The organism is Neorhizobium sp. PAMB6716 (assembly GCF_058242805.1).
In genome coordinates, this window is the sequence record NZ_CM177835.1 from 2,175,091 (window position 1) to 2,189,678 (window position 14,588).

12 protein-coding genes are annotated in these 14,588 nt (G+C 61.6%); 7 read left to right on the plus strand and 5 right to left on the minus strand.

The window, feature by feature from the left end:
- The first annotated feature begins 110 nt into the window (after positions 1-110).
- Entirely contained in the window at positions 111-1,466 is a 1,356-nt protein-coding gene (locus AC4CWH_RS10680) for a glutamine synthetase family protein (RefSeq protein ID WP_491318715.1), read from the plus strand.
- A 6-nt stretch (positions 1,467-1,472) separates the two neighbouring features.
- On the opposite strand, the gene AC4CWH_RS10685 is transcribed toward AC4CWH_RS10680, so the two are convergent.
- Entirely contained in the window at positions 1,473-2,432 is a 960-nt protein-coding gene (locus AC4CWH_RS10685) for a diacylglycerol/lipid kinase family protein (protein ID WP_491318716.1), read from the minus strand.
- A 251-nt stretch (positions 2,433-2,683) separates the two neighbouring features.
- Between AC4CWH_RS10685 and AC4CWH_RS10690 the strand changes: the two genes are divergently transcribed.
- Positions 2,684-3,913, plus strand: coding sequence for an MFS transporter (locus AC4CWH_RS10690; RefSeq protein ID WP_491318717.1), 1,230 nt, complete (start codon positions 2,684-2,686; stop codon positions 3,911-3,913).
- A 106-nt stretch (positions 3,914-4,019) separates the two neighbouring features.
- Positions 4,020-4,433, plus strand: coding sequence for a DoxX family protein (locus tag AC4CWH_RS10695; RefSeq protein ID WP_491318718.1), 414 nt, complete (start codon positions 4,020-4,022; stop codon positions 4,431-4,433).
- Between the two features lie 33 nt (positions 4,434-4,466).
- Here the strand turns inward: AC4CWH_RS10695 and AC4CWH_RS10700 are convergent, their stop codons facing one another.
- From AC4CWH_RS10700 to AC4CWH_RS10715, 4 genes are all read right to left on the minus strand, one after another.
- Complete coding sequence (locus AC4CWH_RS10700; protein ID WP_491318719.1) at positions 4,467-5,093, minus strand: L,D-transpeptidase; 627 nt, start codon at positions 5,091-5,093, stop codon at positions 4,467-4,469.
- Positions 5,094-5,211: 118 nt separating this feature from the next.
- Positions 5,212-5,910 (minus strand): pentapeptide repeat-containing protein, encoded by a 699-nt coding sequence (locus tag AC4CWH_RS10705; protein ID WP_491318720.1) that lies wholly within the window; start codon positions 5,908-5,910, stop codon positions 5,212-5,214.
- Between the two features lie 157 nt (positions 5,911-6,067).
- A complete protein-coding gene (locus AC4CWH_RS10710; RefSeq protein ID WP_491318721.1) occupies positions 6,068-7,726 on the minus strand; it encodes an electron transfer flavoprotein-ubiquinone oxidoreductase in 1,659 nt (552 codons plus the stop codon).
- A gap of 231 nt (positions 7,727-7,957) precedes the next feature.
- The gene (locus AC4CWH_RS10715; protein WP_491318722.1) at positions 7,958-8,482 is read right to left on the minus strand and encodes a DUF4334 domain-containing protein; all 525 of its coding nucleotides are present in this window, start codon (positions 8,480-8,482) and stop codon (positions 7,958-7,960) included.
- Between the two features lie 205 nt (positions 8,483-8,687).
- On the opposite strand from AC4CWH_RS10715, the gene AC4CWH_RS10720 reads away from it, so the two are divergent.
- The 4 genes from AC4CWH_RS10720 to AC4CWH_RS10735 all read left to right on the plus strand — a co-directional run bounded on the left by AC4CWH_RS10720 (position 8,688) and on the right by AC4CWH_RS10735 (position 14,524).
- Entirely contained in the window at positions 8,688-8,948 is a 261-nt protein-coding gene (locus AC4CWH_RS10720; protein WP_491282014.1) for a hypothetical protein, read from the plus strand.
- 134 nt (positions 8,949-9,082) lie between these two features.
- Positions 9,083-9,871 carry an SDR family oxidoreductase gene (locus tag AC4CWH_RS10725; RefSeq protein WP_491318723.1) on the plus strand — a complete coding sequence of 263 codons (789 nt, stop codon included), beginning with the start codon at positions 9,083-9,085 and terminating at the stop codon, positions 9,869-9,871.
- Between the two features lie 163 nt (positions 9,872-10,034).
- Positions 10,035-11,396 (plus strand): efflux RND transporter periplasmic adaptor subunit, encoded by a 1,362-nt coding sequence (locus tag AC4CWH_RS10730; protein ID WP_491318724.1) that lies wholly within the window; start codon positions 10,035-10,037, stop codon positions 11,394-11,396.
- Positions 11,393-14,524: an efflux RND transporter permease subunit gene (locus AC4CWH_RS10735; protein WP_491318725.1), complete on the plus strand. Its 3,132-nt coding sequence runs from the start codon at positions 11,393-11,395 to the stop codon at positions 14,522-14,524. The genes AC4CWH_RS10730 and AC4CWH_RS10735 overlap by 4 nt, the downstream gene beginning before the upstream one ends.
- Positions 14,525-14,588: the final 64 nt, after the last annotated feature.

Sequence of the window (14,588 nt, forward strand, 5' to 3'; positions counted from 1 at the left end):
CGCGGAGGCCGATGTGCCTGATTGTAAGGCGGTTTCTGATCGGCTACGAACATGGCCTAACGACACCATGTTTGGCAAGGCTGAGCCTGTCCGACGAACCGGGGCACCGCATGACCGAAACGCCGTCATCTGTAACCACCAGCTATCCCGCCGAACCGCGCATCGAAATCCTGCTGGTCGGGATGAACGGCGACCTGCGCGGCAAGCAGATCCCGCTGTCGGCGCAGAAGAAGGTGTGGGACGGCACGGTGCGGTTGCCCTCGTCCACCCAGTCGCTGGACATCTGGGGCGACGACAATGACGACATCACCGGGCTTTCGCTGACGATCGGCGATCCGGACGGGCTCTGCATTCCCGATCCGCGCAGCAGCGCACCCATGCCCTGGGCACCGGAGGGCTCGCTGCAGGTTCTCGCCACCATGCACGAGATGGACGGCAGCCCGAGCTTCATGGATCCGCGCGCCATCCTGGCCGGGATGCTCGACCGCTACAAGGCGCGCGGCCTGACGCCTGTTGTGGCGACGGAGCTGGAATTTTATCTGGTGGAAGACGATTTTCGCGAGACCGGGCGCCCGCGCCCGCCTGCGCGTCTCACCTATCGCGGTGATCCTAACGGCTACCAGCTGTATGACATGGGGGCCGTGGATGCGCTCGCCGACTACCTGACGACGCTGCGCGCCTGGGCCAAGGCACAAGACCTGCCGGCCGATGCGACCACGGCGGAATTCGGCCCCGGCCAGTTCGAGATCAACCTTCTCCACCGCGCCGATGCGCTGGCTGCCGCCGACGACTGCATTTTTCTGAAGCGGCTGGCCGAACAGGCGGCCCGCCGCCATGGCCTCAGATCCACCTGCATGGCAAAGCCCTACGGCGATCATGCCGGTTCCGGCCTGCATGTGCATGCCAGCATCGTGGATGCCGACGGCCACAATATCCTCGATGCCAAGGGTGGCGAGCCGGTGCGGCTCAAATCCGTCTGCGCCGGCATGCTCGACACCATGCGTGACGCGCAGCTTATCTTTGCGCCCTTTGCCAATTCCTACCGCCGTTTTCAGCCCGGCTCGTTTGCGCCCGTCGATATCGACTGGGGTTTTGGCCATCGCGGCACGGCCATCCGCATTCCCGATAGCAACGGACCGGCGGCTCGCATCGAACACCGCGTCGCAGGTGCCGACGCCAACCCTTATCTGCTGCTGACGGCGATCCTGGGCGGCATGCTCAGGGGCCTCGATGAAACGCTCGATCCCGGCCCCGCCACTGAACCGGGCGGCCAACCGCCCGGCAATCGCCGGCTGACGCATGATTTCCTGACCGCCGTCGAGGAATTTTCCGCCTCGCCCTTCATCGCCGATATCTTTGGGGCTCGGTATGCGAAACTTTTTGGCGATACAAAGCGCAAGGAAGCCATCACTTTCCTTCGCACCGTATCCGATTTCGATTACCGCACCTATCTTCCCCGCATCTGACAGGGTTCAGAGGGACGCCTGCTCCTCTGCCCGGCCTTCCTGGGCCTGCACCTGAATATTGGGCTGTTGCGGCTTGCGCACCAGCACCTTCAACTCGCCGGCGTGGATCTTCAGCATGACGTCGCGGTCCATCGGCAGAAGTTCGCCGTCGATGACGCAGCGAATATCCTTTCGCGCGCGCGGAAAATGCAGTTCCAGTTCGGTGACAGTCACGGCCTGCACCGCCTCATTGTCCGTCATGCGTCCGCGCAGGATATCGAAAGTCAGACGCGCGACGCCCAGCGGCGTCAGCGCATCGGCGGTGTAGAACCCGAGATGCCCTCCGGTGACACTGTCGGCATACATCAGCGAATCACTGCCGAATTCATTATTGGAAACCGAGATCGCTGAGACCTTGCGCACGCCGCGCTCCCCTTCAGCGTTAAATTCAACCTCGAAGACCGGCGGATTGAACATCACTCCGAGTGCTGCCCGCGCACTGGCGCGCATTTTTCCGAGACGAGACGCATAGGTCATCTTGTTGCGGTAACGGATCATGCGCGCATGCAGGCCGGCGGAAAACTGGTGGACGAAGCTTCGACCGTTGGCGCTGGCAATATCCACCGCCAGAACCTCGCCTTCTGCCAGCACCTCCAGCACCTGCCAGATATCCAAAGGAAGCTTCAGGGTGCGAGCAAAGAGGTTCATGGTGCCGGCGGGCACGATTCCGAGTGCGAGCCCGCTTTTCCAGGCGATGCCGGCCGCCGCAGATATGGTGCCATCGCCGCCGCCGGCAATCAGCCCGTCGACGCCCGGGGTTTCGGCCACGGTCTTCATCGCGTCGACCACCTCGTCACCAGCGACGACCCGGCACTCGATGTCATGGCCTGTGTCCCGGAACGCCTGCACGGCTCGCGCGCAGTAATCCTCCATGTCCGTTGTCTTGAAGGTACCGCCGTCGCGGTTGAAGATGGCTATGAGCTTCATGACTGGGTTCCGAGTTGGCAGCGCCACAGAACGACGCAGCCTGTGAAATGGTTGCTTCTGATGATCCGGACAAGGGCTTTAGCGGTGTGAGCGTCTATCATCATTATTGCGCAGCCATCATTTCCGCTCTCCCGCACTGCAAAATAGTATGGTAACCTTAGCAAATAGAGCCGTGCCCCTCTCGGCTTACCCCCAATCACGGACAGCCCCCTGAACGCCATACTGGCGATCAGCTTATGCTTGCGAACACCATGACAGATGTGACTGCCTCTTCATCCGCCGCGCCAGACACGGCCCGCGTATCCACGCCGACCTCGCTGTCGCCTCTCACCGTCACGCTGATCGAATGCGCGCTGGCGGTCGGTGGCTTCGGCATCGGCACGGGTGAATTTGCCATCATGGGCCTGTTGCCTGACGTGGCCAATACCTATGGCGTCACGATCCCGCAGGCCGGCCATGTCATCACCGCCTATGCGCTTGGCGTCGTCATCGGCGCGCCGGTCATTGCCGCACTGGCAGCCCGCCTTAGCCGGCGCACGCTGTTGCTGATGCTGATGTCGCTGTTTGCGCTCGGCAATATCCTGAGCGCGATCGCGCCGGAATTCCTGAGCTTTACCCTGTTGCGCTTCATCTCGGGCTTGCCGCACGGCGCCTATTTTGGCGTGGCAGCGCTGGTGGCGGCCTCCATGGTGCCACCGAACCGGCGCGCGCGTGCCGTCGGCCGCGTCATGCTGGGGTTGACCATCGCCACCCTTGCCGGCACGCCGGTTGCAACCTTCGCCGGCCAGATGCTGAGCTGGCGGGCAGCCTTCCTGCTGGTCGGCGGCATCGCGCTTGTAACGATGACGCTTCTCTGGCTCTTCCTGCCGCAGGACAAGGTCGAGGAGGGTGCAAGCATCCGCCGGGAACTCGGTGCGCTGAAGCGCGTTCAGGTCTGGCTGGCGCTGGCCGTTGCCGCCACCGGCTTCGGCGGCATGTTTGCCATTTTCAGCTATATTGCGGCCACAACCACGCAGACGGCAATGATGCCGGTGGCCATGGTCTCCATCGTTCTCGCCCTTTTCGGCATCGGCATGAATGTCGGTAATGTCGTGGGCTCGCGCCTCGCCGACCTGTCGCTGACAGGCACGATCGGCGGCGTCATGGTCTTCAACATCGTTGTCATGACCGTGTTCGGGCTGACGGCCAGCAATCCGATCATGCTCTGCCTCTGCGTTTTCCTCATCGGCTGCGGTTTTGCCGCCTGCCCGGCCGTACAGACGCGGCTGATGGATGTGGCCGCGGACGCGCAGACGCTGGCTGCTGCCTCCACCCATTCCGCCTTCAATATCGCCAATGCGCTCGGCGCCTGGCTCGGCGGACTGGTGATCACCTGGGGTTACGGCTTTGCCGCAACCGGTTATGTCGGCGCCATCCTCTCCGTCATCGGGCTTGCGGTCTTCCTCTTCTCCGTTGCGCTGGAGCGGCGTCAGACAGCCTGAAAGGGCGGTTATTCGGGTTTTTCAGCCGGGTTGCGTGCAGATTCTCTTTTGCAAGCTGAACGATTGTCATTTACGATCTCCTCATAGAGCAGAGGGGGACACTGCCATGGCAATTTCAGAAAGTGGACGCATGCCGTCCGCAAGCGCGCTTTTCGCCAGCAACTGGTTCGGTTATCTGGCGCGAACGATCCTGACATTCATGTTCTGGGGAAGCGGCCTGTCGAAGCTGATCGACTTTCAGGGCGGCGTCGCCGAAATGGCGCATTTCGGGCTTCAGCCGGCGGCGCTTTTTAATGTCGCCGTCATCATCACGCAGCTGGGCGGATCGGCGCTGATCATTTTGAACCGGCACGCCTGGATCGGTGCCGGTGCACTTGCCGTGTTTACGCTGCTCACCATCCCCATCGCCCATGGCTTCTGGGCCATGGAGGAGCCGATGAAGACGCTCGAATTCTACGTCGTCGTCGAGCATCTGAGCATTGTCGGCGCCATGATGCTGGTTGCCTGGAAGTGCCGCTGAGGTGCCGGCAGAGCAGGCGCCTTCCAGCCTTTGTCAGGCCTGCGCTTCCTGAATGACCACCACGCGGTCGCCCACCTTGACGTGTTTGTAAAGGTCGATCACGTCGTGGTTCATCATGCGCACGCAGCCGCTCGACATGGCGTGACCAATCGACTCCGGCTGGTTGGTGCCGTGAATGCGGAAATGCGTGTCATTGCCGGCGCGGTAGAGATACATGGCGCGCGCGCCAAGCGGATTGTTGGGGCCGCCGGGCATGCCGGCTGCATATTTCAGGTTCTTGTGCGGCTCGCGGCGGATCATGTTGGCGGTCGGGGTCCATGTCGGCCATTCGGCCCGGCGCCCGACATAGGCATTACCGGACAGCGCAAGGCCGGCGCGTCCGACACCGATGCCATAACGCAGCGCGCGGCCGTTCTCGAGCACGTAGTAGAGCCGGCGCGCCGGGGTATCGACAACAATCGTGCCCGGCTTTTCGCTGGTCACGTAGTCCACCTCAGTGCGGCGCAGTTCGGGTCGGATCTTGTCGATCGGGACCTGACGCAAGGGAAATTTCTCCTCCGGCAGGGCGGCATAGTTCAGTTGCGGATTGAAGGTCGTTGCAGAGCAGCCGGCCAGAAACAGCGGCAGTCCGAACATCAGGCCGCGGCGTGAGATCGACATGAATGTGTCCTTGTTGCGGTGATTTCTTGATCACCCGCAACTTACGGACATTATGGTTAATGAATGTCTAACCCATGCCGGAACGCTGGCGAGATCGCCCCATTGCCGCAACAGGAAACTATTCGTCCGGGCAAGGCCAGCTGGCTGGCACCGTCAGCCCCTGCGGCAGCTTGGTGGTGTTGTCACCGCAGGAAAGGGCAATCTGCTCCTGCTTGAGGCCCGTCGCCCGCGTCAGATCGACGCCTTCGATGCGCGTCAGAAACATGAAGGCATCATTGAAGTCGACGGGGCCGGCAAAGCTTGCATTGTGAAACAGCGCCCGCGACAGATTGGCCATGGCGAAATGGGTGTTGTCGAACGTCGCCCGATAGAAGATTGCCCGGCCAAGCTCTGCCTTGGTGAAATCGGCGTTGCGCAAATCAGCGCTGCTGAAATTGCCGCGCTGCAATTCTGCCGCCACGAAGCTTGCCCCCGTCGCCTTCACGGCGGTGAAATCGCTGCGATATCCTTCCGCCTTGTCGAAATCGGCCCCAGTCAGGTCCGATTGTGCAAGCGAGGTGCGCACGAGACCCGCCTTTGTGACGTTTGCGCCCTTCATGCTGCTGCGGCCAAGATCTGTCATGCTGAAATCGGCATTGGCGAGATTGGCGCCGTCGAAATTGCTGCCATCCAGCATCAGCATGCGCTTCTTGCAATCGCTCCAGTCAACCGAGGGCCCGGCATCCTGACGGCATTTTCCCACAGCACTGGTCGGCTTTGCGGGAAAGATCACCAGTAGACCGCCGGCCGCGGCAACGACCAGAATGAGCGAACGCATGCGCGTGCGACGGCACGTTGCCATCCACACCCTGAACCGTCTGCCGAGCACCGCCTTTTTCACGCCAACCGCACCTTTCAGGTCCTTGCCGTTACCCCATATCCGGTCCGTATGAAGATCTTACGGCATTTTGGCCGATCTGCACAACCGCCTCACATTACATGCTCGGATAGACCGGCCCTTCGCCACCCTGCGGCGGCACCCAGTTGATGTTCTGGTTGGGATCCTTGATGTCGCAGGTCTTGCAATGCACGCAATTTTGCGCGTTGATCACGTAAACCTCCTCGCCATCCTTTTCCACCCATTCATAGACGCCGGCCGGACAGTAACGTGCCGACGGGCCTGCATAGACCCCAAGCTCCGAACGCTTCTGAAGTTCCATGTCCTTGACCTTCAGATGAACCGGCTGGTCCTCCTCGTGGTTGGTGTTGGACAGGAAAACCGAGGAAAGCCGGTCGAAACTCAGCACCCCATCCGGCTTCGGATAGGCGATTTTGCTGTGCTTGGCCGCTGGCTCCAGCGAAGCGGCATCGGTCTTGCCGTGCTTCAGGGTAAACGGCGAGGTGCCGAAAATCTGGTTGATCCACATGTCGAGACCGCCGAGCGCCACGCCGATGGCCGTGCCGAAGCGCGACCACAGCGGCTTGACGTTGCGCACCCGCTTCAGATCACGCCCGATATCGGTCGAGCGCCATTCGTTTTCGATCGCGACCGGCTCGTCATTGGCGCGTCCCGCGGCAATCGCTTCGGCGATCTTTTCCGCCGCCAGCATGCCTGAGAGAACCGCATTGTGGCTGCCCTTGATACGCGGCACGTTGACGAAACCGGCGGAACAGCCGATCAGCGCGCCGCCCGGGAAGGACAGTTTCGGCACCGACTGATAGCCCCCTTCTGTAATGGCGCGGGCGCCATAGGAGATGCGTTTGGCGCCCGCAAAGGTATCGCGGATGGCCGGATGCGTCTTGAAGCGCTGGAATTCCTCGAAGGGCGACAGATAGGGGTTCTTGTAGTTGAGGTGAACAACGAAACCGACAGCGACCAGATTGTCGTGCAGGTGATAGAGGAAGGACCCGCCGCCGGTCTTCATGCCAAGCGGCCAGCCGAACGAATGCTGCACCAGGCCTTGTTTGTGCTGCTCCGGCTTCACCTCCCACAGTTCCTTGAAGCCAATGCCGTATTTCTGCGGTTCGCGGTCCGCGTCGAGCTTGAATTTGGCGATCAGCTGCTTGGCAAGCGAGCCACGCACACCCTCGCCGATCAGCACGTATTTGCCGAGAAGTGCCATGCCGCGCGTATAATTGGGGCCGGGCTCGCCGTTCTTCTCGATGCCCATGTCGCCGGTGGCGACACCGATCACAGCACCGTCGTCATTATAAAGCACCTCCGTGGCGGCAAAACCCGGATAGATATCGATGCCGAGACCTTCGGCCTTTTCGGCCAGCCACCGACAGACGAGACCGAGCGAAACGATGTAATTGCCATGGTTGTTCATGAGCGGCGGCATGAAGCCGTTCGGCAGGCGAACGGACCCGGCAGGCCCCAGAAACAGGAACTGGTCGTCCGTCACGGGTGTCACGAAGGGATGCCCCTCTTCTTCACGCCAGCCGGGCAGCAGCCGGTCTATACCGATCGGATCGACCACGGCACCGGAGAGGATATGGGCGCCCACTTCGGCACCCTTTTCCAGAACGACGACGGAAAGATCCGGATTGACCTGTTTGAGGCGGATCGCAGCCGACAGACCTGCCGGCCCTGCCCCCACGATCACCACGTCGAATTCCATGCTTTCGCGCTCAGGAAGCTCCATATCGCTCATTCTTATGCTCCGCTTGACCTGTTCCCCATCATTCCCTCCTCCTTGTCAAAACAAACACGGCTTGTCGAGCCGGGTTGCGACGGCGGCTGGTCCTTGGGCACAGGCTCCTCCTCGATTTTCAGGAAAAGGTATATGACGTTTACGTTCACGTCAATATTTTCGCACTGACGAATAGGATCCGCCTGTTGCAGGGAACGGGTGCGCCTGCCGCTTGCGATTGCATCCTTAAGGTCAACCCTCCCGGTCTTTGACCCGGTCGAGCCAGAAAAAGTAGTGTCTTTCGTCTCCGGCAATGCTCATGGCGCCAAGCAGCCTGTTGTCATTGACCTTGCGGAAATGATCGATGATCGGTTGGCGATCATAGGCCATGCCAGAGCTTGTGACGCCGCGAAAACGGACGTTCCTGACCTCAGCCACCGTGGCCTTGGCGCGCATTGCCTTCACGAGATAGGAAAACAGGCTTTTGGCGATGCGCCGGCGTCCAATCCCGCCGAACCGCAAAGCAAACCGGACCGGAATGCCGGCCGGATCGACCGGGATCAGCCGATGCTCATCCCAGAAAAACAGAAGCGCATCGGCACGTCCATCCGGGTGGAACCGCTTGCCGTACCAGCCGAGATTTTCCAGCACGCCATCCAGCGGATGGCCGGTTGCAAGTCCACGGCCGCGCCAGAGCCCATGGATGGCCTCCGGTTCCACCGGTTGAAGACTGTCGAAAAGCGCAAAAGCGTCCTCTTCGTTTCCTGGTATCTGCATGCTCACCCCGTTTCCCGGCCGATGCCGGCCAGACCATCAAAGGCCCATTATGAACTGTGCCGAACGCATAGGCATCGAAAAAGATGCGCTATGCTCCACGCATTTGACGGCTGATAACCGGGTTTCGCTGCAGGTTGCGGCTTGCAATCGGCTGTCGTTTTGCCTTCTATCGCACCAAGACGACAGCGCAGGAACGCAAGCGACCATGGTCAAGGAACCGAAACTCGAACATTCCGAATTCTCCGGTGAATTCGAAGACGACGGCGTAACCGTGCTGGTCGATATCTTCCGCCCGGCCGGCACGCAGGTCGACTGGCAGATGGAAGTTGTCAGCCAGGATGATGACGTCACCTCCTGGGACGAACCGTTTGCCACCGACCGCGATGCCTGGGAAGAGTTTCTGGCAACTGTGGAGCGCGATGGCATTCGTTCGTTCCTGGAAGAACCACCCGCCTCAACCCACTGACGCACAAGCGTCCGCGGTGTCTCACGACACCTCCAGATGCGCACTCCCCCGTCTGCGGTGGCGGTCGCGTTGAAACCCAAGGCTCCGCTTGTTAACCTTGCGGCAGCAGACTGACTCTCAGGAAGGACTTTTTCATGGATTTCGGCATTTCCGGCAAGCGCGCCCTCGTGCTCGCCTCATCGCGCGGGCTTGGCCTTGGCATTGCGACGGCACTGGCGCGCGAAGGTGTGCATGTTCTTCTGTGCGGGCGAAGCGGTGACCGCCTGCAGGCCAATTGCGATGCGATCAACGCCGAAGGCAAGGGCAAGGCCGACTGGGTCTGGTCCGATCTTGCCGAACCGGATGCCGTCGCAAACCTTCAGAAAGCCGTTGCGGAAAAGCTCGGCGGCGTTGACATTCTCGTCAACAATACCGGTGGCCCGACGCCGGGCACGGCCGAGGACATGAACGCGGACAAGCTGGAACAGTTCTTCCAGAGCATGGTGCTGAGCGTGATTTCCGTCACCAACGCCTTCCTGCCGGCGATGAAGGACCAGGGTTTTGGCCGCATCCTCACGGTCGCCTCCTCCGGCGTCATCGAACCGATCGGCAATCTTGCGCTGTCCAACACGCTGCGTGGGGCTCTTGTCGGCTGGAACAAGACGCTGGCAACCGAAATCGCCGGCCATGGCGTCACGGCAAACCTCATCCTGCCCGGCCGTATCCACACCGACCGCATCGACGAACTGGACGGCGCCAATGCCAAGCGCCAGGGCAAGTCGCTGGAAGACGTGCGCACCGCCTCCATCAAGACCATTCCGGCCGGCCGGCTTGGAACGGTGGAGGAATTTGCCGCCGTTGGTGCCTTCCTCTGCTCGGCACCGGCTGCCTATCTCACCGGCTCGATGATCCGCGTCGACGGCGGTGCAGCAAAATCTCTTTGACCGAATTGACCGCCGCGAAAGCAAGTTTCGCGGCGGTGCTCCATCTTTAGGGGACATTACCGGAATTTAAGGTGATTTTGTCGCGCTTTGGGCGTTTTCTGCCAATCGACATTTTGCAGTGCGAAAATGTCGATTGTGGATCATCGACGCACCGGGCACCCCCATGAAAAAGCTCTGGACCTTCACCGGCATTCTTGCGATCGGCGCGGCCGGCGCCTGGTATTTTCAGGATGCGTTGCCATCCTATCTGCGCATCCCCAGCGTGAAGCAACTTGCCGCAGCCGCCGGCTTCGGCGGCATTCCCGCAGACGGCACGGTGGCCGCGCCGAGGGGCGAAGGCGGTGAGCAGGCGCAAGGCCAGCATCACAAGGGCGACCAGCCCCCCGGCCAGGGGCAAGCCGCAGACCAGGCCCAAGGTCAGGGCGGCGGAAAATCGGCCGGACAGGGCCGCCGCGGCAGCGGCCCATCGGTGGTCAAGACCATTCCCGCCACGGCAGGCGTCCTTGCGCTGGACGCCACGGCGACAGGCTGGGCGGAAGCCGATGAAACCACCACCATTGCAGCCCTTCAGCAGGGGCTGGTGGTCTCGGTGAGCGCCAAGGATGGCGACGAGGTGAAGGCCGGCACGCTGATTGCCAAGCTCGATGATCGCACCGCCGCCGCCACCGTTGCCAAGGACAAGGCCAATATCGCCAGCGACCAGGCAAGCCTTGCCGAGCTGGAAGCAGCCCTTCAGCGCGCCGAAAACCTCCTGAAGCAAAATGTTCAGTCGCAGCAGAGCTTCGAGCAGGCCAGGGGCGCCCGCGACCAGGCCGCCGCCAAGGTGGATGCCGATCGCGCAACGCTTGCCGTCGATCAGGTGGCGCTCGAACACACCGATATCCGTGCGCCGTTCGACGGACGCCTCGGCGATATCGCCGTCAGCCAGGGTGCCTATGTCAGTGCCGGTGCCACCATCGTCACCATCACCCGCTACGACCCGATCTCGGTCAGCTTCCAGCTGCCGCAGCGTTACCTGCCGCAGTTGCGGGCCGGCATAGCAGCCGGTGCGATCGTGGATGCCGACCCGGCAGCAACCGGCGGCGTGGTCGACCGCGGCAAGCTGGTCTTCTTCGACAATGCCGTCAACCAGAGTTCCGGCACCGTGCTGGTCAAGGCGCAGTTCAAAAATGATCAGGGGCTTCTCTGGCCCGGCCAGAATGTCAACGTGACGGCGCATTTCACCCCGAGCGAACGTTCCATCATCGTGCCGACGGTTGCCGTGCGCCCCGGCGCCGATGGTTCCTTCGTCTATACGGTCGATAGCGCCGGCAAGGTGCACGCAACGCCCGTCAAGGTGATCCGCGCCAACGGCGACCAGACGGCAATTGCCGAAGGACTGCGCGAAGGAGATCACGTGGTGGTGGAAGGCCAGGTTCAGCTTGCCAACGGCCAGTCGGTCATCGAGCAGTTTGAGGGAGATGATGCCAACCGGCCGCTGCCCGTGGCCGACGCGACCTCGATGACCGGGGGCATCAAGCCATGATCCCAGCCTTTTGCATCAACCGACCGGTCGCAACCATTCTTCTTGCCATCGGCCTTGTTCTCGCTGGCCTTGCGGGCTACCGGCTGCTGCCGGTGGCGGCCCTGCCGAAAGTGGATTTTCCCACCATCAATGTGTCGGCGTCCCTCTCGGGTGCCTCGCCGGAAACCATGGCCACCTCGGTTGCCACGCCGCTCATCAAGAAATTCGAGACCATTCCGGGCGTCACGGAAATCAGCGCCACCAATTCGCTCGGCAATACGTCGATCGTGCTGCAATTCGATCTCAACCGCAATATCGATGCGGCTGCAGCCGATGTGCAGGCGGCCATTTCCCAGGCGACCCGCCAGCTGCCGAGCAATATGACGACGGCGCCGAGCTACCGGAAGACCAACCCGGCCGATGCACCGATCCTGCTCTTGACAGTCAACTCCGATGAGATGCCGCGCTCGAAAGTCGACGAGATCGCGGAAAACGTCATCTCGCCGCTGTTGTCTACGCTGTCTGGCGTCGCCGAAGTCAGCATCTACGGCTCGCAGGCCTATGCGGTGCGTGTGGAACTCGATCCGGCCAATCTGCAGGCCCGCGGGCTCGGTGTCGATACGGTCACCTCGGCAATTTCCGGCGCCAACAGCCAGACCCCGGTTGGCTCGCTGCAAAACAGCAACCAGCGCCTGACGATCAATGCCAATACCCAGCGCACCAATGCCGACGAGTTCAAGTCACTGGTGATTGCCACGAAGAACGGTGCGCCGGTTCACCTGGGCGACGTGGCCGAGGTGAAGGACAGCGTCGACAATCTCGACGCGGGCAGCTGGTATGACGGCAAGCAGGCGATTGTTCTTGCCGTCCAGCGCCAGCCCGACGCCAATACCGTCGATGTGGTGAACGAGATCAAGGCCAAGCTGCCGGCGCTCCTGCAGCAACTGCCGCCTTCCGTCCACATCAACGTGATGAACGACGCATCAACGGCCATCAAGGATTCCATCAGCGACGTCCAGTTCACGCTCTTCCTCACCATCGCGCTGGTGGTGCTGGTGATTTATCTTTTCACCGGCCATCTGACGGCAACGCTCATTCCGGGTCTTGCCGTTCCCTTGTCGCTGATCGCCACGTTCGGCGCCATGTATGTCATGGGCTACAGCATCGACAACATCTCGCTTCTGGGGCTGACGCTGTCTGTCGGGCTTGTGGTGGACGATGCGATCGTCATGCTGGAAAACATCCTGCGCCTGTCCGAAGAAGGGCTGCCGATGCGCGAGGCGGCACTCAAGGGCGCTTCGGAAGTCAGCTACACCATCCTGTCCATGTCGATCTCGCTGGTCGCCGTGTTCATCCCGATCCTGCTGATGGGCGGCGTCGTGGGACGCCTGTTCAACGAGTTCGGCATGGTGGTGACGCTTGCCATCATGGCGTCTGCGCTCGTTTCTCTGACTGTTACGCCGATGCTCGGTGCGCGCCTGTCGCCCCATTCCGGTCGTCCGCCGATGATCATCCGCTGGTTTGATGCCTGCTTCAACCGCACACTTGCCGGCTATGGCGCAGCCGTCGGCTGGTGTCTGCGGCACCGGTTTATCGTGCTGCTCAGTTTCTTCGCCTCGCTTGGCGCCTCCGGCTGGCTGTTTGCTACCCTGCCCTCCAGCTTCTTCCCGCAGGAAGACATCGGCCGGCTATCGGTCTCCACCCGCGCGCGCGAAGACATTTCCTACACGGCCATGCGCGACCTGCAGGCGCAGGTGGCGGAGATCATCGGCAAGAACCCGGCGGTCAAACATGTCACCTCCATCGTCGGCGGCGGTTCCCGAAGCCCACTCAACAACGGCTCGATGTTCGTTGAGCTGAAGGACAAGGATGCCCGAGCACCGCTTGCCCAGACGATCGACGAGTTGCGCAAGTCAACCGGCAAGATCGCCGGGATCAAGACCTATATCACGCCGCAGCAGAGCCTCCGTTTTGGCGGGCGCAGCACCGCCAGCCAGTATCAGCTGGTCATCCAGGCACTGAACGCCAGTGCCACCAATGAATGGGCCGACAAGCTGCAGACGGCCATGCGCCGCGACGGCAGCTTTACCGACGTGACGTCGGATGCCCAGACCGGCGCGATCGCGGCCGACATCACCGTCGATCCGGAAAAGGCCGCCTCCTATGGGATCACCAACAACCAGCTGCGCCAGACGCTGGAAATGGCCTTCGGCGGTTATACGGCCGCCCAGATCCAGTCCACCGGCGACAGTTATGACGTGATTGTCGAATTCGACAAGGACAAGCCGTGGAACGATGAATTCCTGCGCGACATCAATGTCCTGTCGTCCAATGGCAGCCTTGTGCCTCTGTCCAACTTCGCAAGCGTCGAGCGCAAGCGGGCGCCGGTCACGATCAACCAGACGGGACAGCTCGTGTCCACCACCGTCTCGTTTAACCTGCCGGACGGCGTGTCGCTCAGCCAGGCGACCGCAAGGATCGACGAGATCAAGACAGGTCTTGCCATGCCTTCGGATGTCTTCACCTCCTATGGCGGAACGGCGGCGATCTTCAAGGACTCGCAGGGCAATACCGGCCTGCTCATTCTGGCCGCCGTGCTGACGATCTACGTGGTGCTCGGCGTGCTCTACGAGAGCTTCATCCACCCTCTGACCATTTTGTCAGGCCTTCCAGCCGCCGCCTTCGGCGCACTGCTGGCCCTGAAGATCATGGGGTTCGATCTTTCCGTCATCGCGCTCATCGGCTTGCTGATGCTCATCGGTATCGTCAAGAAAAATGCCATCATGATGATCGACGTGGCGGTGGAACTGATCCGCGACAAGGGAGAAACGTCGGTCGTCGCCATCAGGGAGGCCTGCGTGCGGCGTTTCCGGCCAATCATGATGACGACGTTTTGCGCATTGCTCGGGGCGCTTCCGATCGCGCTCGGCTCCGGCGCAAGTTCCGAGCTGCGCCAGCCGCTTGGCATTGCCGTGGTCGGCGGCCTTCTCGTGTCGCAGCTCCTGACGCTGTTCATCACACCGGTGATCTTCGTCGAGATGGACAGGCTGGGACGGGGCATCAGTCGCCTGTTCTCAAGGCGCAAGGATCACGCGCCGGCCAATTCGGAAGCCATGCCGCATCACGCCCCGGCAGCGGCGGCCGAATAGAAATTTCAGTCAATCCGCGCATTTCCTAAAATGCGCGGATTTTTGTTCAACGGCCTGCAGTTTT